This window comes from Streptomyces tubercidicus, assembly GCF_027497495.1.
Classification (GTDB): Bacteria; Actinomycetota; Actinomycetes; order Streptomycetales; family Streptomycetaceae; genus Streptomyces; species Streptomyces tubercidicus.
On sequence record NZ_CP114205.1, the window covers coordinates 5,447,387 to 5,472,112 of the forward strand.

The window sequence follows — 24,726 nt, forward strand, 5'->3', positions numbered from 1 at the left end:
TCCTACGAGGCACCGTCCCCGGCCCGCGCCACTGCCTCGCGTACGGCATCCTCGCTGCGCCCCACCAGCGCCGAACCGTCGTCCGCCGTGATGATCGGCCGCTGAATCAGCCGGGGGTGTGCCGCCAGTGCTGCGATCCACCGCTCACGTGCGGCGTCGGTGCGCTCCCATTCCCCGACACCCAGCTCCTTGGCCTCGGCCTCCTGGGTGCGCGTGATATCCCAGGGCTCCAGGCCCAGCCGCGTCAGCACCGCCCGCAGGTCATCGGCGCTCGGCGGGTCCTCCAGGTATTTGCGCACGGTGTAGCGGGCGCCTTCCTCGTCGAGGATCTCCACGGCGGAACGGCACTTGGAACACGAGGGATTGAGCCAGATCTCCATGCGGGCCACCTTATTGATGCCCGGCCGCGGAGCGAAGAGGGAGTGCGAGGCATCCGGCAGTGCGTTCCGGGCAGCGGAAAACCCCAGGCCGTCCGGCCTGGGGTTTCCTCATGCGAGCGGGCGACGGGAATCGAACCCGCGTAGCCAGTTTGGAAGACTGGGGCTCTACCATTGAGCTACGCCCGCAAGCGCCACAGGTCGCACGGACCCCGGCACGCTGTGCATCCTAGCGGGTCGCGGCGGTGCGCCGCACATCCCTTCCCCAAGACGGTGCGCGTCGCCGCGTACGGCCCCATGTCCCGCCACCGGGCGCCCCGATAACTGGCAGCCGAACCGCTGACGGCCATGTACCCTACGTGTCGCACCGACGGGGTGTGGCGCAGCTTGGTAGCGCGTCCGCTTTGGGAGCGGAAGGTCGTCGGTTCGAATCCGGCCACCCCGACCAGTAGTCAGGTCAGCCCGACGGAACCCGTCGGGCGCCATTCTTTTCCCCCTCGCGCCGCCGCATGATCGGCGGGTGTTCAAGATCGCGTTGTGGGCGTCATCCTCCTTGCGGTTACTATGCAAGCTGCGTGCCCGTGTGTCTGTGTACCGGGCGTGATCGGCCGGTACCGGGAACAGCCGGATACCGGCGGATCTCATGCAGAACCCCAGAAGTCAGCCCCAAGGAGACCGAACCGTGAAGAGCGCCGTGGAGACCCTGAACCCGACTCGGGTTCGGCTCACTGTCGAGGTGCCCTTCGAGGAGCTCAAGCCCAGCCTCGACGCGGCGTACAAGAAGATCAACCAGCAGGTCACGGTGAAGGGCTTCCGCCAGGGCAAGATCCCGGCGCGCGTCATCGACCAGCGGTTCGGCCGCGGTGCCGTGCTGGAGGAGGCCGTCAACGACGCGCTCCCGAAGTTCTACACCGAGGCGGTCAACGAGGGTGAGCTCAACGTCCTCGGCCAGCCCGAGGTCGACATCACCGAGCTGAAGGACGGCGAGCTGCTGGCCTTCACCGCCGAGGTCGACATCCGCCCCGCCCTGGAGATCCCGGACTACTCCGGTATCGAGGTCGAGGTCGACGCCGTGGAGGTGTCGGACGAGGACATCGACAAGTCCGTCGAGCAGCTGCGTGAGCGCTTCGCCACGACCGCCCCGGTCGAGCGCGCGGCCCAGGACGGCGACGTCCTCACGCTGAACCTTGAGGCCAAGGTCGACGGCGAGGTCCTGGAGGACGGTGTCGCCGAGGGCGTCACCTACACCGTCGGCTCCGGTGAGCTCCTCGACGGCATCGACGAGGCCGTCAAGGGCGTCGAGGCCGGCAACTCCGCCACCTTCACCTCCGAGCTCAAGGGCGGTTCCGCCGAGGGCAAGGAGGCCGAGGTCAAGGTCGAGGTCACCGAGGTCAAGTCCCGCGAACTGCCGGAGCTGGACGACGACTTCGCGCAGCTGGCGAGCGAGTTCGACACCCTCGAAGAGCTGCGCGAGGACAGCCGCAAGCGCCTCGCGCAGATGAAGAAGTACGACCAGGCCACCCAGGCGCAGGAGAAGGTCCTGGACGAGCTGCTCAAGCTCGTCGAGGTGCCGATGCCGGAGAAGCTGCTCGCGGACGAGATCGAGACCCGCAAGCACAACCTGGTCAACCACCAGCTCGGCCAGATGGGCCTCGACCTCGCGAAGTACCTGGAGATCCAGGGCAAGAGCGAGGAGGAGTTCGACGCCGAGACCAAGGAGCAGGCCGAGAAGGGCATCAAGACCCAGTTCATCCTGGACGAGCTGGTCAACAAGGAGAAGCTGAACGTCAGCCAGGAGGAGCTCACCGAGCACCTCATGCGCCGCGCGCAGTCCTCCGGTATGTCCCCCGACCAGTTCGCCCAGGCCGTCGTCGAGGGCGGCCAGGTGCCGATGCTCGTCGGTGAGGTCGCCCGCGGCAAGGCCCTCGCGGTCGTCGTCGAGGCCGCCACGGTCAAGGACAGCAACGGCGAGGTCATCGACCTCGACGACGAGGACGAGACGGCCGAGACCGTCGTCGCCGAGGCCGAGGGCACCGAGGCCGAGAGCGCGGACGAGAAGCCCGAGGTCTGAGCCCCGGCCGCCTCGCGCCGTCGCGAAGAGCGCTGAAATACGGGCCCGAACACGCACGTCCGCGTGTTCGGGCCCGTATCCGTACCGGACCGGTGAGCCTGCGCTCACAGCGAACAGTTATCGATGCGGGATGGCGTTGTCCGACCTGCGCGTTAGGGTCCGTAGATACGAGGGCAGGGGAGTCCCTGAAACGCGCCGGGGCGATACACGGCGCCGATCCCCGCGCCCCAGAAGACGACGCTGAGACGGCCCCGAGCCGTCCGACAACGAGCAGGTGGACACGTGACGATCCCGATGCCTTCCGCCGCCGCTGAGCCGACCTTCGGTGGCCTCGGCGACCAGGTCTACAACCGGCTGCTCGGCGAGCGGATCATCTTCCTCGGCCAGCCGGTCGACGACGACATCGCCAACAAGATCACCGCGCAGCTGCTTCTCCTCGCCGCGGACCCGGACAAGGACATCTTCCTCTACATCAACTCCCCGGGCGGCTCGATCTCGGCCGGCTTGGCGATCTACGACACCATGCAGTACATCAAGAACGACGTGGTGACGATCGCGATGGGCCTCGCCGCCTCCATGGGACAGTTCCTGCTGAGCGCCGGCACCCCGGGCAAGCGCTTCGCGCTGCCGAATGCCGAGATCCTCATCCACCAGCCCTCCGCGGGTCTGGCCGGCTCCGCGTCCGACATCAAGATCCACGCCGAGCGGCTGCTGCACACCAAGAAGCGGATGGCGGAGCTGACGGCGTTCCACACCGGCCAGACCGTCGAGCGGATCACCCAGGACTCCGACCGCGACCGCTGGTTCTCCGCCGATGAGGCCAAGGAGTACGGCCTGATCGACGATGTCATGACCTCCGCCGCCGGCGTTCCGGGCGGGGGCGGCACGGGCGCCTGAGCCCCGTTCCACTCGCCCTTCAGCCCCCAGCCCACTTGATCGCCACCAGGACGGTGAACACCACGATGAACAACTTCCCCGGCAGCGGCCTCTACCAGCGCCCGGAGTCCGAGTACTCCGGCCCTGTCGCCGAGTCCCGCTACATCGTCCCGCGCTTCGTCGAGCGCACCTCGCAGGGTGTGCGCGAGTACGACCCGTACGCGAAGCTGTTCGAGGAGCGCGTGATCTTCCTCGGCGTGCAGATCGATGACGCGTCGGCCAACGACGTCATGGCGCAGCTGCTGTGCCTGGAGTCGATGGACCCGGACCGGGACATCTCGATCTACATCAACTCCCCGGGCGGTTCCTTCACGGCGCTCACCGCCATTTACGACACCATGCAGTTCGTGAAGCCGGACATCCAGACGGTCTGCATGGGCCAGGCGGCCTCCGCCGCGGCCGTGCTGCTCGCCGCCGGCACCCCCGGCAAGCGGATGGCGCTGCCGAACGCCCGGGTCCTGATCCACCAGCCGTACAGCGAGACCGGCCGCGGTCAGGTCTCCGACCTGGAGATCGCCGCCAACGAGATCCTGCGGATGCGTTCGCAGCTGGAGGAGCTGCTGGCCAAGCACTCCACCACCCCGATCGAGAAGATCCGGGACGATATCGAGCGTGACAAGATTCTGACCGCCGAGGAGTCCCTGGCGTACGGTCTGGTCGACCAGATCGTTTCGACGCGTAAGTCGTCGGTCTCGATCGGCTAGCGATCTTCGCTAAATGAGCCGGAGCGTTGCCCCCTTGGACCGGTTCGGGACCGAGTGAACCGAGTCCGTCCAAGGGGGGCCCGTACGGGGGGCCCGGCAAGGTACCGTCGATAGGCAAGCACCCGGGTCCGTGCAGCAATACGGATCCCAGGCGAAGGGGAAGCACCTCGTGGCACGCATCGGTGACGGCGGCGACCTGCTCAAGTGCTCGTTCTGCGGGAAGAGCCAGAAGCAGGTGAAGAAGCTCATCGCGGGACCTGGTGTGTACATCTGCGACGAGTGCATCGACCTCTGCAACGAAATCATCGAGGAGGAGCTCGCCGAGACCTCCGAGGTGCGGTGGGAGGAGCTCCCCAAGCCGCGGGAGATCTACGAGTTCCTGAACGGCTATGTCGTCGGCCAGGATCCCGCCAAGAAGGCCCTGTCGGTCGCCGTCTACAACCACTACAAGCGGGTGCAGGCGGGCGAGAACGGCCCCGGCCGCGGCGATGAGGGCATCGAGCTCGCCAAGTCCAACATCCTGCTGCTCGGCCCCACCGGCTCCGGCAAGACGCTGCTCGCGCAGACCCTCGCGCGGATGCTCAACGTCCCCTTCGCGTTCGCCGACGCCACGGCGCTGACGGAGGCCGGCTATGTCGGCGAGGACGTGGAGAACATCCTCCTCAAGCTGATCCAGGCCGCGGACTTCGACATCAAGAAGGCCGAGACCGGCATCATCTACATCGACGAGATCGACAAGGTCGCCCGGAAGAGCGAGAACCCGTCGATCACCCGCGATGTCTCCGGCGAGGGCGTCCAGCAGGCGCTGCTGAAGATCCTGGAGGGCACCACCGCCTCGGTCCCGCCCCAGGGCGGCCGCAAGCACCCGCACCAGGAATTCATCCAGATCGACACCACGAACGTCCTCTTCATCGTCGGCGGTGCCTTCGCCGGTCTGGAGAAGATCATCGAGGCCCGGTCCGGCGCCAAGGGCATCGGCTTCGGTGCCACGATCCGCTCCAAGCGCGAGATCGAGTCCAAGGACCAGCTCCAGGACGTGATGCCGGAGGACATGGTGAAGTTCGGGATGATCCCGGAGTTCATCGGCCGCCTGCCCGTCCTCACCTCGGTCCACAACCTCGACCGCGAGGCCCTGCTGCAGATCCTGGTCGAGCCGCGCAACGCGCTCGTCAAGCAGTACAAGCGCCTCTTCGAACTCGACGGTGTGGAGCTGGACTTCGACCGCCCGGCCCTGGAGGCCATCGCCGACCAGGCCATCCTCCGCGGCACCGGCGCCCGCGGTCTGCGCGCCATCATGGAGGAGGTCCTCCAGGCGGTGATGTACGAGATCCCGTCCCGTAAGGACGTCGCCCGCGTCGTCATCACCGAGGACGTCGTCCACTCGAACGTGAACCCGACGCTGGTCCCGCGCAACCGCGGCGACTCCGGGGAGCCGCAGGAGAAGAGCGCATAGGCGCGGTCCGCGGCCGATAGCCGACACACCACCGCCCGGCAGGGGAAACCCCGCCGGGCGGTGGTGTGTTGTCGGGGCCTGTCGAGCGCCCCGGTGCCGCGAGGAGCCGCGAGCGGCCGCGCCGGGGCTACTTCTCCTTGCGGACCTCGTTGCGGACCTTGGCGGCCTTCTCGGAGAGCTCCTCGGCGCCGGGCGCGGTGGCGCCGGGACCACCGTTGGGGGAGGGGGCGGAGCTGACCTGGACGACGCCGATGGCGCTGCTGTCACCCCAGACGCAGGTGGAGAGGGAGACCGGCACGCTCACGCCGCTCCGGGTCACGGTGACCTTCTGCACCCGGCACTTCATCACCGCGCCGTCGAAGTCCTCCGGCGAGTACGAGGTCGTCGGCGTGACGTCCTCGATCTTGGCGCCCTGGGTGGCCTTCTTCTGGGATTCATCCACCTTGGCGAACACCTGGCCCACGGTGCCTTCCGGGTCGGCGATCGTGCCGTAGATGCCGCTGACCGACATCATCAGGCCGCCCTCGGCCTTGTACTTGCCGCTGACGCCCTTGCCGCCCGTGATGCCGAGCGCCTTGGCTTCCTTGTCGTTGGTGAAGTCCTCGGCGCCCGTCGGGCCGCCCGGCACCGTGACCTTCTGGTACTGCCCGCTCAGCACGCTGCCCGGCAGCGAGATCGTGTACGGCGCGACATCCCCGCCCGAGCCGAAGGCGAAGTAGGCGCCCACGCCGATCGCCGCGACGACCGCGACCCCGCCGATGATCAGGCCGACCTTCTTGCCGCTGCCGCCGCTCTCCTCCGGGCCCTGCGGGATCGTGCCGTAGGGCGTCTGCTGGCCGCCGTACGGAGCCTGCTGGCCGTAGGGCTGGCCGCCGCCCTGCTGCGGGTAGCCGTAACCCTGCTGAGGGGGCGCCTGGCCGGCCTGCTGGGGGTAGCCGTAGCCCTGCTGCGGAGGTACCTGGCCGCCTTGCTGCGGGTAGCCGTAACCGGGCTGGGGGGCCGGTGGCTGCTGCGGCTGGCCGTACGGGCCCGGCTGCGGGGGCTGCTGGCCGTACGGGCCGGGAGGCGGCTGGTTGAAGCTCATGGAGCGGTTCCCCTCGTGACAACTGAATTCAGTTGAGTTCTGCGTGTGAAGTTCTGGGTGCTGTTGAAGCGCTGCCGACATCCTGTCCGACGCCGCTGACAGCCGTGGCCCCGGGGGCGAAACCGATTCGAAGCTGCTACATCCGCGCCCGTACACTGTCCGGCGTGACCGAGAACTCTCAGCAGAGCAAGCACAGCGCCCCCGAACTGCCGACTCAGTACACGCCGGCCGATGTAGAGGGGCCGCTGTACGAGCGCTGGGTAGAGCGGGGTTACTTCGAGGCGGACGAGAAGAGCGACAAGCCGCCGTACACCATCGTCATCCCGCCGCCGAACGTCACCGGCTCCCTGCACCTGGGGCACGCCTTCGAGCACACCCTCATCGACGCCCTCACCCGCCGTAAGCGCATGCAGGGCTACGAGACCCTCTGGCAGCCGGGCATGGACCACGCCGGTATCGCCACCCAGAACGTCGTCGAGCGGGAGCTCGCCAAGGAGGGCGTCTCCCGGCACGACCTGGGCCGTGAGGCGTTCGTCGAGCGGGTCTGGCAGTGGAAGAACGAGTCCGGCGGCCAGATCTCCGGCCAGATGCGGCGCCTGGGCGACGGTGTCGCCTGGTCGCGGGAGCGGTTCACGATGGACGAGGGCCTGTCCAAGGCCGTCCAGACGATCTTCAAGCGGCTCCATGACGACGAACTGATCTACCGTGCCGAGCGCATCATCAACTGGTGCCCGCGCTGTCTGACCGCCATCTCGGACATCGAGGTGGAGTACCAGGAGGACGACGGCGAGCTGGTCTCCATCCGGTACGGGGAGGGCGATTCCTCGATCGTCGTCGCCACGACGCGGGCCGAGACGATGCTGGGTGACACCGCGGTCGCCGTCCACCCGGAGGACGAGCGGTACGCCCATCTCGTCGGCACCGAGATCGAGTTGCCGCTGACCGGCCGCCGTATCCCGGTCGTCGCCGACGAGCACGTCGACCCGGAGTTCGGCACCGGCGCGGTCAAGGTCACCCCGGCCCACGACCCCAACGACTTCGAGATCGGCCGCCGTCACGGGCTGCCCAACCTCGCCGTGCTCGACGAGCGCGGGGTCATCACGGCGCACGGCCCCTTCCAGGGCCTGGACCGCTTCGAGGCCCGCTCCGCGATCGTTGGCGCACTGCGCGCCGACGGCCGGATCGTCGCCGAGAAGCGCCCGTACACCCACTCCGTCGGCCACTGCTCGCGCTGCAAGACCACCATCGAGCCGCGGCTGTCGATGCAGTGGTGGGTCAAGGTCGGCCCGCTGGCGCAGGCCGCGGGGGACGCGGTCCGCGACGGCAAGGTCAAGATCCACCCGAAGGAGATGGAGTCCCGCTACTTCGGCTGGGTCGACAACCTCCATGACTGGTGCATCTCGCGGCAGTTGTGGTGGGGCCACCGGATTCCGGTCTGGTACGGGCCGGAGGGCGAGGTCGTCTGCGTCGGACCGGACGAGGAGCCGCCGAGCGGCGAGGGCTGGCACCAGGACACCGACGTCCTCGACACCTGGTTCTCCTCCGGCCTGTGGCCGTTCTCCACGCTCGGCTGGCCCGAGCAGACCCCCAGCGTCGAGAAGTTCTATCCGAACTCCGTCCTGGTCACCGGCTACGACATCCTCTTCTTCTGGGTCGCCCGGATGATGATGTTCGGGCTGTACGCGATGGACGGCACCCCGCCGTTCCACACCATCGCGCTGCACGGCATGGTCCGCGACCAGTTCGGCAAGAAGATGTCCAAGTCCTTCGGGAACGCGGTCAATCCGCTGGACTGGATGGACGCCTACGGTTCGGACGCCGTCCGGTTCACCCTCGCCCGGGGCGCCAACCCCGGTGTCGACGTCCCGATCGGCGAGGACTGGGTCCAGGGCTCCCGTAACTTCGCCAACAAGATCTGGAACGCCACGCGGTTCGCGCTGATGAACGGTGCGACGGTGGAGGGCGAACTCCCGCCCGCCGAGCAGCTGTCGGCGACCGACCGGTGGATCCTGTCCCGGCTGAACTCGGTCGTCGCCGAGGTCGACGCGTACTACGACGACTACCAGTTCGCGAAGCTGTCGGACACCCTCTTCCACTTCGCCTGGGACGAGGTCTTCGACTGGTACGTCGAGCTGTCCAAGACGACGTTCATGGCGGGCGGCCCGGCAGCGGAGGTCTCGCGCCGGGTGCTGGGCGAGGTCCTGGACGTCACCCTGCGGCTGCTGCACCCGATCGTCCCGTTCGTCACCGAGACCCTGTGGACGGCGCTGACCGGCGGTGAGTCGGTCGTCATCGCGGAGTGGCCGAAGGACTCTGGTTTCCGGGACGCGGCGGCGGAGCGGGAGATCGAGACCGTTCAGCAGGTCGTGACCGAGGTCCGCCGGTTCCGCTCCGACCAGGGGCTGCAGCCCGGCCAGAAGGTCCCGGCGCAGCTGGAGCTGTCCGGGACGGCGCTGGCCGCACACGAGGCCGCGATGCGGTCGCTGCTGCGGCTCCAGCCGGCCGGTGACGACTTCAGCGCCACCGCCTCGCTGCCGGTCGCGGGCGCCACGGTCGCCCTGGACCTGTCCGGTGCCATCGACGTCGAGGCGGAGCGCAAGCGTCTGACGAAGGACCTGGGCGCGGCCGAGAAGGAGAAGGCGCAGGCCACCGCCAAGCTCGGCAACGAGGCGTTCCTGGCCAAGGCGCCGGAGAAGGTCGTGGACAAGATCCGCGGCCGGCTGGAGGCCGCGGAGGCGGACATCGTCCGGATCACCGCGCAGCTGGCGGCCCTGCCGAAGGCGTAACGGCGGCAGAGAGCGATCGCAGGCCCCTCGTCCGTATGGGCGGGGGGCCTGCGCCGTTTTCCTGGCCTGAGCGGGTGCGGACCGGGTGCGGACCGGGGCCGGACAGCGCTCAGGGCGGCCCTCAGGGCGTTCTCATCGGGCTCTCATCTGGCCGAGGCACGGTGGTCGGAATGCTGTCGTCGCGGCAGCACCGCACGTCCCGTACAGAGCAGCACCGCCCGTCCGTACAGAGGAGCCGCGCCCGATGAACAAACCCCTGCGACGGGCCGCGGTCTTCTGTCTGGCTCTGATCATGGCGCTGATCGGCTGGGTGACCTGGCTCCAGGGTGCGAAGGCCGGCGACTACAAGGAGGACCCGCACAATCCGCGGGTGACGATCGGCAAGTACTCGGCGCCGCTGGGCAACATCCTCGTCGACGGGGAGCCGGTCACCGGCTCCGCCGCCACCTCGGACACGCTGAAGTACAAGCGGACCTACAAGGACGGCCCGCTGTATGCGCCGGTCACCGGCTTCACCTCGCAGATCTTCGGCAGCAACCAGCTGGAGAGCCTGTACGGCGACCTCCTGGACGGCTCGGACAGCCGGCTGCAGACCCCCGCCGACGCGCTGACCCGTCAACGGGCCAAGGGCGGCGACGTGGCCACCACCATCGACGCCAAGGTGCAGCAGGCCGGCTACCGGGCGCTGGGCGACAAGAAGGGCGCCGCCGTCGCCCTGGACCCGGCCACCGGGCGGATTCTGGGCATGGTGAGCACCCCGTCGTACGACCCGGGGACCTTCGCCGGGTCCGGCAGTGCCGACCAGAAGGCGTGGCGGAAGATGTCCGGCGACTCCGAGGACCCCGAGGTCAACCGGGCGCTGCGGCAGCCGCTGCCGCCCGGCTCCACCTTCAAGCTGGTGGTCGCCGCGGCCGCGCTGGAGAACGGGCTGTACTCCTCGGTGGACGAGCCCACCAAGAGCCCCGACCCGTACACCCTCCCCCACACCCGCACCAAGCTCACCAACGAGAACAAGGCCGCACCCTGCAAGAACGCGGATATCCGCACCGCGCTCCAGTACTCCTGCAACACCGTCTTCGCCAAGATGGCCGTCGACCTGGGCAAGGACAAGGTGAAGGCGCAGGCCGAGAAGTTCGGCTTCAACGACGACAAGGTGGACACCCCGGTGCGGGCCGGCAAGAGCGTCTACCCCGGGAACATGGACGAGGCGCAGACCGCGCTGTCCGGGATCGGCCAGTTCGACGATCAGGCCACCCCGCTGCAGATGGCGATGGTCACCTCGGCCATCGCGAACGGCGGTGAGCTGAAGACCCCGCAGCTGGTCGACAAGCTGACCGACGGCGGCGGCAACACCGTCCAGGAGAACGAACCGAAGACCTACCGCGACGAAGCGGCCCTGTCGGGGCGCACGGCCGCGCAGCTGCGGTCGGCGATGCAGACGGTCGTGGACAAGGGCACCGGCTCCGGCGCGAAGATCGGCGGACTGACCGTCGGCGGCAAGACCGGCACCGCCCAGCACGGCGTCGACAACAGCGGTACGCCCTACGCCTGGTTCGTCTCGTACGCCGAGGACGGCAATGGGCACCGGGTGGCGGTGGCCGTGATGGTCGAGGACGGGCATGCCGCCCGTAACGAGGTCTCCGGCAACGGGCTGGCGGCCCCGATCGCGCGGGCCATGATGAAGGCGGCGCTGCCGTAGCCACCGGCCGGGCCCGGGTCCCTGGGCCCCGGCGCGGGGGCGCACGCCGGGGCGCGGGCCGGGCCGGCCACCCCCGGCAGCCGCGCGGTCCCGGCGGAGGGCAAGGCAGCGCACCGCTGTCACACGTGCCTCGTAGACTGGTCGGCGTGAGCGAGCGCCCCCAGAACGACGACCCCGACCCGACCGACGCCTTCGACGAACTGGTCGAGGCCGAGACCGACCTTCCCCAAGATCTCGACTCCGCTCGATCAGGGGAGACCCCAATCCCCGATCTGGCCGTGATCGAGGCCGGCAGCCGCACCCTGCGTGCCCAGGCCGGTCCGCCGCAGGGGGACGGGATCCCCGCCCGCCCGGCCGACCCCGAGGTCGACCGTGCGCTGCGCGCCGTGGAGGAGGAGCTGGCGGGCCGCTGGGGCGAGACCAAGCTGGACCCGTCGGTGCAGCGCATCGCGGCGCTGCTGGACATCCTCGGCGAGCCGCAGCGCGCCTACCCGTCCATCCACATCACCGGCACCAACGGCAAGACCAGCACCGCCCGCATGATCGAGGCCCTGCTGTCCGCCTTCGACCTGCGCACCGGCCGCTATACGAGCCCGCATGTCCAGTCGATCACCGAGCGGATCAGCCTGGACGCCGCCCCGATCTCCGCCGAGCGCTTCATCGAGACCTACCGGGACATCGCCCCGTATGTGGAGATGGTCGACGCCCAGCAGGAGTACCGCCTGTCGTTCTTCGAGGTGCTGACGGCGATGGCCTACGCCGCCTTCGCGGACAGCCCCGTGGACGTCGCGGTCGTCGAGGTCGGCATGGGCGGCACCTGGGACGCGACGAACGTCATCGACGGCGATGTCGCCGTGATCACCCCGATCTCGCTGGACCACACCGACCGGCTGGGGGAGACGCCCGAGCAGATCGCCGGTGAGAAGTCCGGGATCATCAAGAAGGACGCCACGGTCGTGCTGGCCCAGCAGCCGGTGGACGCGGCGTCGGTGATGCTCAAGCGCGCGGTCGAGGTGGATGCCACGGTCGCCCGTGAGGGCATGGAGTTCGGGGTGCTCTCCCGTGAGGTGGCCGTCGGCGGGCAGATGCTGACGCTGCGCGGACTGGGCGGCGAGTATCCGGAGATCTTCCTGCCGCTGTACGGCGCCCACCAGGCGCACAACGCCGCGGTGGCGCTCGCCGCGGTCGAGGCGTTCTTCGGCGTCGGCTCGGAGCAGGCCAGGACGCTGGACATCGACACCCTCCGCTCCGCGTTCGCCGCCGTCACCTCACCCGGCCGGATGGAGGTCGTGCGCCGCAGCCCCACGGTGGTGCTGGACGCGGCCCACAACCCGGCGGGGGCGCGGGCGGCGGCCGAGGCGGTCACCGAGGCGTTCGGGTTCAGCCGGCTGGTCGGTGTGGTCGGTGCCAGTGACGACAAGGACGTCCGGGGCCTCCTGGAGGCCTTCGAGCCGATCTTCGCGGAGATCGTGGTGACGCGTAATTCCAGCCATCGTGCGATGGACCCGGATGAGCTGGCGGCGGTCGCCGTCGAGGTCTTCGGCGCCGAGCGGGTCCAGGTGGAGCCGCGGCTCGACGACGCCCTGGAGGCGGCGATCACCCTCGCCGAGGAGGAGGGCGAGTTCTCCGGTGCCGGTGTGCTGGTGACCGGCTCGGTGATCACGGTCGGCGAGGCCCGGCTGCTGATGGGAAGGGGCTGACCATGCGCACGCTCTGCGCGAGCACGCTGATAGGCGAGTTCTTCGTGATCGGCTTCGCCGGTCTGGTCGCGATGCAGATGAGCGAGCTGTCCACGGTCACGATCTGGACGGTCAGCGGGATCGCGATGCTGCTGAGCCTGCTGCTGTGCGGGATGCTGACCCGTCCGGGCGGCGTCCAGCTCGGCTGGGCGCTGCAGGCCGCCCTGATCGCCAGCGGTTTCGTGGTGCCGACGATGTTCTTCCTGGGCGCGGTCTTCGCCGCCCTGTGGTGGGCGTCGGTGCACTTCGGCCGCAAGATCGACGCGGCGAAGGCCCGTTGGGCGGAGCAGTCCGAGGCCGCTGACGCACCGGCCGGCGAGCCGGCCTAGCGGCTGTGTCACGGGGTGGCCCGGAGGCCGGGGGCTGCGCCGCGTGGAGCGTTGTCCCCCATGTAGCCTCAGTGCACCCGCTGACCATTGTTCATATCCAGGGAGTCCCTTCGTGAGCCAGCGCACCCTCGTCCTCCTCAAGCCGGACGCCGTCAAGCGCGGTCTGATCGGCGAGATCATCGGCCGTATCGAGAAGAAGGCCGGCTGGACGATCAGCGCGCTGGAGCTGCGCAGCCTGGACGCCGAGATCCTGGAGCAGCACTACGGCGAGCATGTCGGCAAGCCGTTCTATGAGCCCCTGGTCGCGTTCATGGCCTCCGGTCCGGTGGTCTCGATGATCGTCGAGGGCGAGCGGGTGATCGAGGGCGTACGCGCACTCGCCGGTCCGACTGACCCGATTGCCGCGCCGAGTGGGTCCATTCGTGGGGACTTCGGAACGATCACCCGGGAGAATCTGATCCACGCATCGGATTCCGAAGAGTCCGCAGAGCGTGAGATCAAGATTTTCTTCCCCGGCATTTCCTGACACTTCGTCAGCTGTAGACCCCCCGTGACCTGGGGCGACCGGAGAAATCATCGGTCGCCCCTTGGTGTATACGACACGATCGGGGGAACGCATCACCGCGACACGACGTCACCATTGAGGGGGGCGGGTGCGTGTACGGCTGACAATGGCGGAACAGCCTCCCGACGTGTTCGAGTGGGCGCACTACGAACTACCATGGAGGCTTCCGCGCCTCACAGCGCATCACCTCCTGCCGACCTCCAGTAAGCATTCGCTCCAGTTGGGAAGGCCAGACGTATCCTCATGGGGAACAACATGTCGTTCATCGGCCGTGACATGGCTGTCGACCTCGGGACCGCCAACACGCTGGTGTACGTCAGGGGCCGCGGAATCGTCCTCAACGAGCCGTCGGTCGTGGCCATCAACACCAACACCGGCGGGATTCTCGCGGTGGGTGCTGAGGCGAAGAAGATGATCGGGCGCACGCCCGGCAACATCGTCGCCGTACGGCCCCTGAAAGACGGCGTGATCGCCGATTTCGAGATCACCGAGCGGATGCTCCGCTACTTCATCCTGAAGATCCACAAGCGGCGCTATCTGGCCCGCCCCCGGGTCGTCGTGTGCGTCCCCTCCGGCATCACCGGAGTGGAGCGCCGCGCGGTCATCGAGGCGTCGACCCAGGCCGGCGCGCGCCAGGTCCACATCATCGAGGAGCCGATGGCCGCCGCGATCGGCTCCGGTCTGCCGGTGCACGAGGCCACCGGCAACATGGTCGTGGACATCGGCGGCGGTACGACCGAGGTCGCGGTCATCTCGCTCGGCGGCATCGTCACCGCGCAGTCCATCCGGGTGGCCGGCGACGAGCTCGACAACGCGATCATCCAGCACATCAAGAAGGAGTACAGCCTTCTGCTGGGCGAGCGCACCGCCGAGAGCATCAAGATCACCATCGGTTCGGCGTACGACCTCGAACAGGACGAGCACACCGAGATCCGCGGCCGTGACCTGGTCTCCGGTCTGCCGAAGACCGTGGTCATCTCGGCCGCCGAGGTCCGCAAGGCCATCGAGGAGCCGGTCAACTCCATCGTCGACGCGGTCAAGACGACCCTCGACAAGTGCCCGCCGGAGCTGTCCGGTGACGTCATGGACCGCGGCATCGTGCTCACCGGAGGCGGTGCCCTGCTCCGCGGCCTCGATGAGCGGCTGCGCCGCGAGACCGGCATGCCCATCCACATCGCCGAGGACCCGCTCGACTCCGTCGCGCTCGGTTCCGGCAAGTGCGTCGAGGAGTTCGAGGCGCTCCAGCAGGTCCTCGACTCCCAGCCGCGCAGGTAGCACGACCGGGGCACCGGCCCGCGCCGCGGACGCCCAGCGGCGGACGCGGGGGCCGGGACCCCGGCGGCAGCGGCCGGTCCGTCCGCCGGACCGGCCGGTGACCGGGCTCAACCTCCCGACAGACACGGTGCGCTGACGCTTCACCGGCAGCCACCGTCACACAGGCACAACGCTCAACTCCCGAACGAGACCGGCGGGGCCCGCAGCCGGCCGGTCCTACGAGGAAGGACACGGCCGCCGCACGTGAGGGACACACGAGAGAGCCGGCTGCTGCTGGTGCTGCTGGTCGCGATCGCGTTCGCGCTGATCACGGTCGATATCCGCGGCGGCGAACAGTCCCCGCTCGATGGTGCCCGGCAAGCCGCCGCCTCCGCCTTCGGCCCGGTCGAAAGCGGCGTCGCCCGCGTCGTCGACCCGGTCGGCCACGCGGTCGGTGCCGTACGGGACTCCGGCCGCCGGCACAACCGGATCAGCACGCTGGAGCACGAGAACGAGGCGCTGAAGGCCAAGCTCGGCTCCTCCGACCGCAACCGCAGCCGCGCCGCCGAGCTCGACAAGATCCTCAAGACCGCCGGCACCGGCCAGTACGCCATCAAGGGCGCCCAGGTCATCGCCATCGGCTCGGCCCAGGGCTTCTCCTGGACCGTCACCATCGACGCCGGCACCCGCGACGGCATCCGCCGCGATATGACCGTGCTCAACGGCGACGGTCTGGTCGGCCGGATCACCACCGTCGGCGCCGACACCTCCACCGTCCTGCTGGCCGCCGACCCCGACTTCACCGTCGGCACCCGCATGGAGAAGACCAACGAGATCGGCTTCGCCAACGGGCAGGGCGTCCGCTCGCTGCGCGTCCAGCTCCTCAACGGCCGGGCCAACATCAAGAAGGGCGACCGTCTGGTCACCTTCGGCTCCAGCAAGGACAAGCCGTTCGTGCCCGGTGTGCCGGTCGGCAAGGTCACCCGGGTCGAACCGTTCAACGGCGATCTGACCCGCACCCTCCAGGTCCGGCCGTTCGTCGCCTTCTCCCAGCTCGACATCGTCGGTGTCGTCGTCCAGCCGCCCCGTCAGGACCCGCGCGACACGGTCCTGCCGCCGCAGCCGGCCAAGCCCAAGCCGACGCCGACGGTCACCGTCACGGCCACCCCCTCCGCGAGCGTCCCTCCCAGGAGCTGACCGATGCGCATCAACCGGATTCTGCTCTCGGCCCCGCTGGTGGTCGTCGCCCTCGTCATCCAGGTCACCATCCTCGCCAGACTCCAACTGCCCGGCGCCGTACCGGACCTGCTGCTGCTCGTGGTGGTCGGCCTGGCGCTGGTCTACGGCCATGTCGGCGGCGCGCTCATCGGCTTCTTCGCCGGACTGCTCGCCGACCTCGCCCCGCCGTCCGACCACGCCATCGGCCGCTATGCGCTGGTGCTCTGCGTCATCGGCTACGCGGCCGGCCTGACCAAGCCGGAGTCCGGGCGGCACCGTTCGGCGACGCTGCCGCTGATCGTCGTCATCGGCGCCGCGATCGTCTCGACGCTGATGTACGCGGGCGTCGGGGCGCTGGTCGGCGACACCGCCGCCCGGCACGTCGGCATCGTCGGACTGCTGCTCAGCGCCACCCTCTACGACCTGCTGCTGGCCCCCTTCGTGGTCCCGCTGGTGATGGCGGCGGCGCGCAGAACCGAGGGCGAGCCGCTGACCGGTGACGGCACCAGCAGCCCGAGCGGCTCCGGCATCACGGGCTACGGCTGGCTCACCACCGGCACCGGCCTCAAGGCCAGCCGCGGCGCCATGAAGTCCGTGCGCGCGGGGGCCCGCATCGGCAGCCAGCGCGGCGGTCTGCTCGGCAAGTCGGCCCGCGACAAGGTGGGCCGCATCAAGGGGGTCAAGCGGCTGTGACGCTCCTCCGTCCCTCGACCACGACCCCTCATGGAGGCGCGGCGCGCCATGAGTAATCTCCCGGAATCCCGGACCTCCCGGGTCAGCGTCCGGCTCATCGCGATTCAGATCCTGGTCTTCTCGCTGCTGCTCACGCTCGGCGGCCGGCTCTGGTATCTGCAGATCCGCAACGGCCAGGAGTACGCCACCGAGGCGAAGAACAACCACGTCCAGCAGGTCATCGAGCCCGCCACCCGCGGCTCCATCCTCGACGCGCGCGGGGTGCCGCTGGCCGACAACCAGACCCGTCTGGTGGTGTCGGCGAGCCGTACCGAGCTGCTGAAGATGAAGGACGACGGCAAGGCCGTGCTCGGCCGGCTGGCCAAGGTGCTCGGCATGTCCGGCAAGGAGATCCGGAACAAGGTCCGGCTGTGCGACGCCAAGACGCCGCAGCCGTGCTGGAACGGCTCGCCCTACCAGCCGATCCCGATCACCGACGAGGCCACGACCCAGCAGGCCCTCCAGATCCGCGAGCGCTCCGAGGACTTCCCCGGCATCAGCGCCGAGCCGACCGCCGTCCGCCGGTACGCGGCCCCGGGCAACGCCAACACCGCCCAGGTCCTCGGCTATCTCTCGCCGGTCACCGACCAGGAGATCAAGAAGGCCGAGCACAGCCGTTCGCCGCTGCTGCGCTCCGACCAGATCGGCCGGTCCGGTCTGGAGCGGACGTACGACGACGCGCTGCGCGGCAAGGCCGCCGTCACCCGCTACGAGGTCGACAACCTCGGCCGGGTCATCGGCCAGGCGAAGAGCGAGAAGGGCCGGGCCGGCGCCAGCGTCGTCACCAGCATCGACGCCCGGGTGCAGGGCCTGGCGGAGAAGCAGCTGGACCAGGCCATGAAGGACGCCCGTAAGGAGCACGACAGGAACACGGGCACCAACTACAAGGCCGACTCGGGCGCCGTCGTCGTCATGGAGGCGAAGACCGGCCGGGTGGTGGCGATGGCCTCCAACCCCTCCTACGACCCCAACGCCTGGGTCGGCGGGATCTCGGGCAAAGACTACGGCCGCCTCACCGGCAAGGACTCCAACTACCCGCTGCTGAACCGCGCCATCCAGGGACAGGCCGCCCCCGGCTCGATCTTCAAGGTCATCTCGACCGCCGCCGCGGTCAACGCGGGCTATGACTTCAACGGCCACTACCCCTGCACCAGCTCGTACAGCATCGGCGGCCAGACCTTCAAGAACTTCGAGTCGCAGAGCCATGGCGCGATCAGCCTCGGCCGGGCGCTGGAGGTCTCCTGCGACACCGTCTTCTACCGGCTCTCGCACGACGAGTGGAAGAAGGACGGCGGGGACAAGCCGAAGAAGGAAGCCAAGAACTGGTTCTACAAGACGGCCCACCAGTTCGGCCTCGGCAGCGAGACCGGAATCGACCTCCCGAACGAGGTCACCGGCCGGGTCCCCGACCGCAAGTGGAAGAACGCCTTCTGGAAGGCCAACAAGGCCGGCTGGTGCGAACAGGCCAAGGCCTGGCCCAAGAAGAAGGACTTCGGCACCAAGCTCGCCCGGGAGGGCTGCCTGGAGGGCATGAAGCTGCACGCCTACGACTCGATCAACTACGCCATCGGGCAGGGCGACACCCTCGTCACCCCGATCCAGATGGCGACGATCTACGGGGCGATCAGCAACGGCGGCACGCTCTACAACCCGACCGTCGGCAAGGCCGTCGTCAGCCCCGACGGCAAGCACATCCAGCGGATCAAGCCCACCTCGCACGGCAAGCTGCCGGTCTCCCACAAGACCCTCGGGCAGATGGACGGCGCCCTCGCCGGTGTCGCCACCCGCGGTACCGCCGCCTGGCGGTTCGGCGGCTGGCCGCAGGACAAGATCCCGATGCACGCCAAGACCGGTACGGCCGAGGTCTACGGCAAGCAGACCACCTCGTGGTTCGCGACGTACACCAAGGACTACACGATCGTCATGACGATCTCCCAGGGTGGTACGGGCTCCGGCGCCTCCGGCCCCGCCGTACGCAACATCTACAACGCCCTGTACGGAGTCGACGAAAAGGGCGGCATCAACCCCAAGGCCGCGCTGCTCCCGAGGCCGGAGGCCAAGCTGCCCAAGATCGAAAGTGATGGCGCCATCCGGTCCCAGCCCATCAAGCCGTATGCCCCGCCGTCGCCGTCGCCGTCCGCATCGGAGAGCCCACAGTGACGACCAGCCACACCTCCCGGGCGTTCTCGGTCCGGCGCTACACCCCTGAGCTCGGCACCTGGGGCAAGCTGACGGCGCGCGATTCGGTACTGCGCAAACTGGACTGGATACTGCTGCTGTCGTGCCTGGTGCTGTCGCTGGTGGGCTCGCTGCTGGTCTTCTCCGCGACCCGTAACCGCACCGAGCTCAACCACGGTGACGAGTACTACTACTTCCTGCACCATCTGCTGAACCTCGGCATCGGACTGGCGCTCGCCGGCGGCACGATCTGGCTCGGCCACCGCACGCTGCGCGGCGCCGTCCCGGTCCTCTACGCCCTCTCGGTCGTGCTGGCGCTGCTGGTGCTGACCCCGCTGGGCGCCACCATCAACGGCTCACGTTCCTGGCTGGCGATCCCCGGCGGCTTCTCCCTCCAGCCCGCCGAGTTCGCGAAGATCACCATCACGCTGGGCATGGCGATGATCCTGGCGTCCCGGGTCGACGCGGGGGACCGCCCGCACCCCGACCACCGCACCGTCGTCCAGGCGCTCGCGCTGGCCGCCGTCCCCGTGGTCGTCATCATGCTGATGCCCGACCTCGGCTCGGTGATGGTGCTCGGCGCCGTCATCCTCGGTGTGCTGCTCTCCTCGGGCGCCTCCAACCGCTGGATCCTGGGACTGGTCGGCACGGGCGTCGTCGGCTGTGTCGCGGTCTGGCAGCTCGGGCTGCTCGACGACTACCAGATCGCCCGCTTCGCCGCCTTCGCCAACCCGAGCCTCGACCCGGCCGGTGTCGGCTACAACACCAACCAGGCCCGGATCGCGATCGGCGGCGGCGGACTGACCGGATCCGGTCTCTTCCAGGGCAGCCAGACCACCGGCCAGTTCGTCCCCGAACAGCAGACGGACTTCATCTTCACCGTGGCCGGTGAGGAACTCGGCTTCCTGGGCGCGGGTTTGATCATCGTCCTGCTCGGCGTGGTCCTGTGGCGCGCCTGCCGGATCGCCCGCGAGTCCACCGAGCTCTACGGCACGGTCGTGGCCGCCGGGATCATCGCGTGGTTCGCCTTCCAGGCCTTCGAGAACATCGGCATGACCCTCGGGATCATGCCCGTCACCGGCCTCCCGCTGCCGTTCGTCTCCTACGGCGGCACGTCCATGTTCGCGGTCTGGATCGCGATCGGGCTGCTCCAGTCGATCCGCGTACAGCGCCCGCTGTCCGCCTCCCGCTGACGCCGCGTCAGTGCTTGAGGTGCAGTTCGAACCAGAGCGAAGTGGAGCGCGGCCGGCCCCCGAAGGGCGTCGTGCCCCAGTCGTCGGAGAGCCGGCCGGTCAGCAGCAGCCCGTGATCGGTGTCCAGCTCACCGGCGGCCGGGGCCGGCCGGGGAATCCGGGCCGGGGCCTCGTCGTGCACGCTGATCCGCAGGCCGTGTCCGGCGGTCAGCAGCCGCAGCAGGATGTCCGCGGACCGCGGCGTGCGCAGATGGGCGCTGGTCACCGCCTCCGAGGTGAGCAGCACCGCGGTGTCGGTCAGCGAGGCGAGCGGGGTGCGGCGCAACACCGCGCGGACGAAGTCGCGGGCGGCCTTCGGGGCGGTGGCAAGGCTCGGCGTGGACAGGAGATGCGGGCGGGCGCCTGCCGAGACGCGGATGGGTGTCCGGGTGACGGGTGCGGTCTGGGGGTGCACGGGAGTCTCCCTCCCCGAAGGGGTCGAGTGTGCGCCGCTTGCCACTCTGCGTGGCGGGCTCGTCACACACCGTAAGTCACGGTGTGCGGCGCGTGCCACCCGCTCCGGCGGATTCCGGCCTCGGGGCAGCTCGCCGGTCCGGCAGGTGGTCCCGGCCGCGGTGGCTGGCTAGATTCGATACATGGCGGACACCGTGCGGGAAATCGAGCGGAAGTACGAGGCCGACGACGACACCCGGCTCCCCGACCTGGCCGGAGTCGACCGGGTCGCCACCGTGGTCGAGGCGGGCACCGAGGATCTTGACGCCGTCTACTACGACACCTCCGGCGGGCGCCTCGCCGCCGACGGCATCACGCTGCGCAGGCGCACCGGCGGCAAGGACGCGGGCTGGCATCTGAAACTGCCGGTCGCCCCGGGGGTGCGGGACGAGGTGCGGGCCCCGCTGTCCGATACGCCGCCCGCGGAGCTGACCGCGCTCGTACGGTCCCGGGTGCTGGACGGGGAGCTGATCGCCCTCGTACGGCTGCGGACGCGGCGCACGGTCCGGGTGCTGCAGGACGCCGCGGGCACACCGCTCGCGGAGGTGGCCGAGGACGTGGTGTCGGCGCACCGGCCGGACGGGGCCGCGGGCGCCGGGAAGACGGGAGCCGGGCCCGCCGAGGCCCACTGGCGCGAGATCGAGGTGGAGCTGCTCGGGGACGACGGTGCCGGGCTGCTGGACGAGGTCGGCCGGGTGCTGGCCGCGGCGGGGGTGCGTCCCGCCTCCGCGGCCTCGAAGCTGGAGCGGGCGCTGGCCGAGACGGGGTGGGGGCGTGGCGACGCGTCGCCCCTCACCCGGTCGGGTGAGCGAGGCGCGCACGGCTCCGGTGAGGCGGCGGGGAAGGCGAAGTCCGAGGCCAAGGGCAAGGTGAAGGCGAAGTCCGGGGCCAAGTCCAAGTCCAAGAGCAAGGGCAAAGGCAAGGGCAAGGGGGCCGGGAAGGGCGGGAAGCAGGAGCCGACCGCCGGAGATGTCGTCCTGAGCTATGCCCGTGAGCAGGTGCGGGTGATCATCGAGCTGGACCCCGCGGTACGGCGGGATCTGCCCGACGCGGTGCACCGGATGCGGGTCGCCACCCGGCGGCTGCGCAGCGCCTTCCGCTCGTACACCAAGGTGCTCGACCGGGCCGCCACCCGGCCCATCGGTATCGAACTCCAGTGGCTGGCCGCGGAGTTGGGCGTGGAGCGGGACCGTGAGGTGCTGACCGCGCGGCTGCGGGCGGCGATGGCCGAGGTGCCCGGGACGCTACGGCTCGGCCCGGTGGACGCCCGGCTGCGCATCTGGTCCGAGAGGCGCCGGGTCGCCGCACGGGACCAGGTGCTCGCCGTCCTGGACGGGCCGCGCTACCTCTCCCTGCTGAAGACCCTGCACGCCTTCCTGGCGGAGCCGCCGCTGCGCAAGGCCGCCGACCGGCCGGCGCCCAAGGTGGTGGCCAAGGCCGTGCTCAAGGACTACGCGCGGCTGGCCGGCCGTGTGGAGGCCGCGCTGGAGGCGCCGGCCGGGCAGGAGCGGGACGAGGCGCTGCACGGCGCCCGCAAGGCGGCCAAGCGCACCCGGTACGCGGCGGAGGCGGCCCGCCCGGCGCTCGGCGGGGCGGCGAAGAAGTTCGCCAAGCGGACCAAGCGGGTGCAGCAGCTGCTGGGCGACCACCAGGACAGCGTGGTGGCGCGCGGCACCCTGCGCGAGCTGGCGACCCAGGCACAGCGCGCCGGTGAGGGCGGCTTCACCTTCGGCCTGCTGTACGGGCGCGAGGAGGCACTGGCGGCGGACCGGGAGCGGGCGCTGCCGGACGTGTGGAAGAAGGCGTCCCGCCGCAAGCACCGGGCGGCACTCCGGCCGTGACCTGGACCGGAGCCGAGGCGTCAAGGCTCCGCGCCGAGCACGTTAGGCTTGAGGGTCACCCCTGCCCCGCTGATGAAAGATCACCACGATGCCTGTCGAGTCGGTCTTCCCGCGCCTGGAGGCCCTGCTCCCGCATGTGCAGAAGCCCATTCAGTACGTCGGCGGTGAGCTGAACTCCACCGTCAAGGACTGGGACTCCTGCGATGTGCGGTGGTCGCTCATGTACCCGGACGCCTACGAGGTCGGTCTGCCCAACCAGGGCGTCATGATCCTTTACGAGGTCCTCAACGAGCGCGAGGGTGTGCTGGCCGAGCGCACGTACAGCGTGTGGCCGGACCTCGAAGCGCTGATGCGGGAGCACCAGGTCCCGCAGTTCACGGTCGACGCGCACCGCCCCGTCGGCGCCTTCGACGTGCTCGGTGTCTCCTTCTCGACCGAGCTGGGGTACACCAACCTCCTGACCGCCCTGGACCTCGCCGGCATCCCGATGGAGTCCAAGGACCGTACGGAGGACCACCCGATCATCCTCGCGGGCGGCCACGCGGCCTTCAACCCCGAGCCGATCGCGGACTTCCTGGACTGCGCGGTGGTGGGTGACGGCGAGCAGGCGGTGCTGGAGATCACCGAGATCATCCGCGCCTGGAAGGCCGAGGACCGGCCCGGCGGCCGCGACGAGCTGCTCTTCCGCCTCGCGAAGACCGGCAGCGTCTATGTCCCCAAGTTCTACGACGTGGAGTATCTGGCCGACGGGCGGATCTCCCGCGTCGTACCGAACCGCTCCGGCGTCCCGTGGCGGGTGTCCAAGCACACCGTCATGGACCTCGACGAGTGGCCCTACCCCAAGCAGCCGCTCGTCCCCCTGGCCGAGACCGTCCATGAGCGGATGTCGGTCGAGATCTTCCGTGGCTGCACCCGCGGCTGCCGTTTCTGCCAGGCCGGCATGATCACGCGCCCCGTACGGGAGCGAAGCATCACCGGCATCGGCGACATGGTGGACAAGGGCCTGAAGGCCACGGGATTCGAGGAGGTCGGCCTGTTGTCGCTGTCCTCCGCGGACCACACCGAGATCGGCGATATCGCGAAGGGGCTCGCCGACCGGTACGAGGAAGACAAGATCGGCCTGTCGCTCCCGTCGACCCGGGTCGACGCCTTCAACGTCGATCTTGCCAACGAGCTGACGCGCAACGGCCGTCGCTCGGGTCTGACCTTCGCGCCCGAGGGCGGCTCGGAGCGGATGCGCAAGGTCATCAACAAGATGGTCTCCGAAGAAGACCTGATCCGGACCGTCTCCACGGCCTACGGCAACGGCTGGCGGCAGGTGAAGCTCTACTTCATGTGCGGTCTGCCGACCGAGACCGACGAGGACGTGCTCCAGATCGGCGACATGGCCGTCAGGGTCATCGCCGAGGGCCGCAAGGTCTCCGGGCAGAACGACATCCGCTGCACGGTCTCCATCGGCGGCTTCGTCCCCAAGCCGCACACCCCGTTCCAGTGGGCGCCGCAGCTGTCGGCGGAGGAGACGGACGCCCGGCTCGAAAAGCTCCGGGACAAGATCCGCGGCGACAAGAAGTACGGCCGCTCGATCGGCTTCCGCTACCACGACGGCAAGCCCGGCATCGTCGAGGGCCTGCTCTCGCGCGGCGACCGCCGCGTCGGCTCGGTCATCCGCGCCGTCTACGAGGGCGGCGGCCGCTTCGACGGCTGGCGTGAGCACTTCTCCTACGACCGCTGGATGAAGGCCGCCGAGGAGACGCTGCCCGCCTTCGGCGTGGACGTCGCCTGGTACACCACCCGTGAGCGGGAGTACGAAGAGGTGCTCCCCTGGGACCACCTGGACTCCGGTCTCGACAAGGACTGGCTCTGGGAGGACTGGCAGGACGCGCTCGACGAGACCGAGGTCGAGGACTGCCGCTGGACCCCGTGCTTCGACTGCGGCGTCTGCCCCCAGATGGACACCGAGATCCAGATCGGCCCGACGGGCAAGAAGCTGCTGCCGCTGATGGTGAAGTAGCGCTTCCCGTATGCCACTTCGGCCCGGCCCCCGCCCCGTGCGGGTGGCCGGGCCGTGGCGTGCT

Annotated in this window: 19 protein-coding genes and 2 tRNA genes; 17 read left to right on the forward strand and 4 right to left on the reverse strand. The window is 69.5% G+C overall.

What is annotated here, in order from left to right:
• Positions 1-2 precede the first annotated feature (2 nt).
• Both STRTU_RS23645 and STRTU_RS23650 read right to left on the reverse strand, forming a co-directional pair.
• Positions 3-380: an arsenate reductase family protein gene (locus tag STRTU_RS23645; protein WP_159745944.1), complete on the reverse strand. Its 378-nt coding sequence runs from the start codon at positions 378-380 to the stop codon at positions 3-5.
• A 115-nt stretch (positions 381-495) separates the two neighbouring features.
• A tRNA-Gly gene (locus tag STRTU_RS23650) sits at positions 496-566 on the reverse strand.
• Positions 567-748: 182 nt separating this feature from the next.
• Here STRTU_RS23650 and STRTU_RS23655 point away from each other — a divergent pair.
• The 5 genes from STRTU_RS23655 (at position 749) to clpX (ending at position 5,541) form a co-directional block, all read left to right on the forward strand.
• A tRNA-Pro gene (locus STRTU_RS23655) sits at positions 749-825 on the forward strand.
• A gap of 234 nt (positions 826-1,059) precedes the next feature.
• Entirely contained in the window at positions 1,060-2,448 is a 1,389-nt protein-coding gene (gene tig / locus STRTU_RS23660; RefSeq protein WP_159745946.1) for a trigger factor, read from the forward strand.
• Between the two features lie 294 nt (positions 2,449-2,742).
• Positions 2,743-3,345, forward strand: a complete 603-nt coding sequence (locus STRTU_RS23665; RefSeq protein WP_030283915.1) for an ATP-dependent Clp protease proteolytic subunit — start codon at positions 2,743-2,745, stop codon at positions 3,343-3,345.
• 65 nt (positions 3,346-3,410) lie between these two features.
• Positions 3,411-4,088 carry an ATP-dependent Clp protease proteolytic subunit gene (locus tag STRTU_RS23670; RefSeq protein ID WP_159747181.1) on the forward strand — a complete coding sequence of 226 codons (678 nt, stop codon included), beginning with the start codon at positions 3,411-3,413 and terminating at the stop codon, positions 4,086-4,088.
• Positions 4,089-4,257: 169 nt separating this feature from the next.
• Positions 4,258-5,541, forward strand: a complete 1,284-nt coding sequence (clpX, locus tag STRTU_RS23675) for an ATP-dependent Clp protease ATP-binding subunit ClpX (protein ID WP_127150845.1) — start codon at positions 4,258-4,260, stop codon at positions 5,539-5,541.
• Between the two features lie 127 nt (positions 5,542-5,668).
• Here the strand turns inward: clpX and STRTU_RS23680 are convergent, their stop codons facing one another.
• Positions 5,669-6,625, reverse strand: a complete 957-nt coding sequence (locus STRTU_RS23680) for a flagellar basal body-associated FliL family protein (RefSeq protein WP_159745948.1) — start codon at positions 6,623-6,625, stop codon at positions 5,669-5,671.
• Positions 6,626-6,789: 164 nt separating this feature from the next.
• Here STRTU_RS23680 and STRTU_RS23685 point away from each other — a divergent pair, with 164 nt between their 5' ends.
• The 10 genes from STRTU_RS23685 (at position 6,790) to rodA (ending at position 20,318) form a co-directional block, all read left to right on the forward strand.
• Positions 6,790-9,411 carry a valine--tRNA ligase gene (locus STRTU_RS23685; RefSeq protein ID WP_159745950.1) on the forward strand — a complete coding sequence of 874 codons (2,622 nt, stop codon included), beginning with the start codon at positions 6,790-6,792 and terminating at the stop codon, positions 9,409-9,411.
• 244 nt (positions 9,412-9,655) lie between these two features.
• Positions 9,656-11,110 (forward strand): peptidoglycan D,D-transpeptidase FtsI family protein, encoded by a 1,455-nt coding sequence (locus STRTU_RS23690; protein WP_159745952.1) that lies wholly within the window; start codon positions 9,656-9,658, stop codon positions 11,108-11,110.
• Between the two features lie 146 nt (positions 11,111-11,256).
• Positions 11,257-12,810 (forward strand): bifunctional tetrahydrofolate synthase/dihydrofolate synthase, encoded by a 1,554-nt coding sequence (gene folC / locus STRTU_RS23695; protein WP_159745954.1) that lies wholly within the window; start codon positions 11,257-11,259, stop codon positions 12,808-12,810.
• A 2-nt stretch (positions 12,811-12,812) separates the two neighbouring features.
• A complete protein-coding gene (locus tag STRTU_RS23700) occupies positions 12,813-13,178 on the forward strand; it encodes a DUF4233 domain-containing protein (RefSeq protein ID WP_159745956.1) in 366 nt (121 codons plus the stop codon).
• 112 nt (positions 13,179-13,290) lie between these two features.
• Complete coding sequence (gene ndk, locus STRTU_RS23705; RefSeq protein WP_159745958.1) at positions 13,291-13,704, forward strand: nucleoside-diphosphate kinase; 414 nt, start codon at positions 13,291-13,293, stop codon at positions 13,702-13,704.
• Positions 13,705-13,998: 294 nt separating this feature from the next.
• Entirely contained in the window at positions 13,999-15,018 is a 1,020-nt protein-coding gene (locus tag STRTU_RS23710; RefSeq protein WP_003985182.1) for a rod shape-determining protein, read from the forward strand.
• A 243-nt stretch (positions 15,019-15,261) separates the two neighbouring features.
• The gene (mreC, locus tag STRTU_RS23715; RefSeq protein WP_159745960.1) at positions 15,262-16,194 is read left to right on the forward strand and encodes a rod shape-determining protein MreC; all 933 of its coding nucleotides are present in this window, start codon (positions 15,262-15,264) and stop codon (positions 16,192-16,194) included.
• A 3-nt stretch (positions 16,195-16,197) separates the two neighbouring features.
• Complete coding sequence (mreD, locus tag STRTU_RS23720; RefSeq protein ID WP_159745962.1) at positions 16,198-16,908, forward strand: rod shape-determining protein MreD; 711 nt, start codon at positions 16,198-16,200, stop codon at positions 16,906-16,908.
• A gap of 48 nt (positions 16,909-16,956) precedes the next feature.
• A complete protein-coding gene (mrdA, locus tag STRTU_RS23725; RefSeq protein WP_159745964.1) occupies positions 16,957-19,107 on the forward strand; it encodes a penicillin-binding protein 2 in 2,151 nt (716 codons plus the stop codon).
• Entirely contained in the window at positions 19,104-20,318 is a 1,215-nt protein-coding gene (gene rodA / locus STRTU_RS23730) for a rod shape-determining protein RodA (protein ID WP_159745966.1), read from the forward strand. Before mrdA ends, rodA begins: the two co-directional genes overlap by 4 nt.
• Before the next feature lie 7 nt (positions 20,319-20,325).
• Here rodA and STRTU_RS23735 read toward each other — a convergent pair whose 3' ends face one another.
• Positions 20,326-20,772: an ATP-binding protein gene (locus STRTU_RS23735; RefSeq protein ID WP_159745968.1), complete on the reverse strand. Its 447-nt coding sequence runs from the start codon at positions 20,770-20,772 to the stop codon at positions 20,326-20,328.
• A 181-nt stretch (positions 20,773-20,953) separates the two neighbouring features.
• Between STRTU_RS23735 and STRTU_RS23740 the strand changes: the two genes are divergently transcribed.
• Together STRTU_RS23740 and STRTU_RS23745 are read left to right on the forward strand one after the other, a co-directional pair.
• Positions 20,954-22,651, forward strand: a complete 1,698-nt coding sequence (locus STRTU_RS23740) for a CYTH and CHAD domain-containing protein (protein ID WP_159745970.1) — start codon at positions 20,954-20,956, stop codon at positions 22,649-22,651.
• 88 nt (positions 22,652-22,739) lie between these two features.
• Positions 22,740-24,662 carry a TIGR03960 family B12-binding radical SAM protein gene (locus STRTU_RS23745; protein ID WP_159745972.1) on the forward strand — a complete coding sequence of 641 codons (1,923 nt, stop codon included), beginning with the start codon at positions 22,740-22,742 and terminating at the stop codon, positions 24,660-24,662.
• Positions 24,663-24,726: the final 64 nt, after the last annotated feature.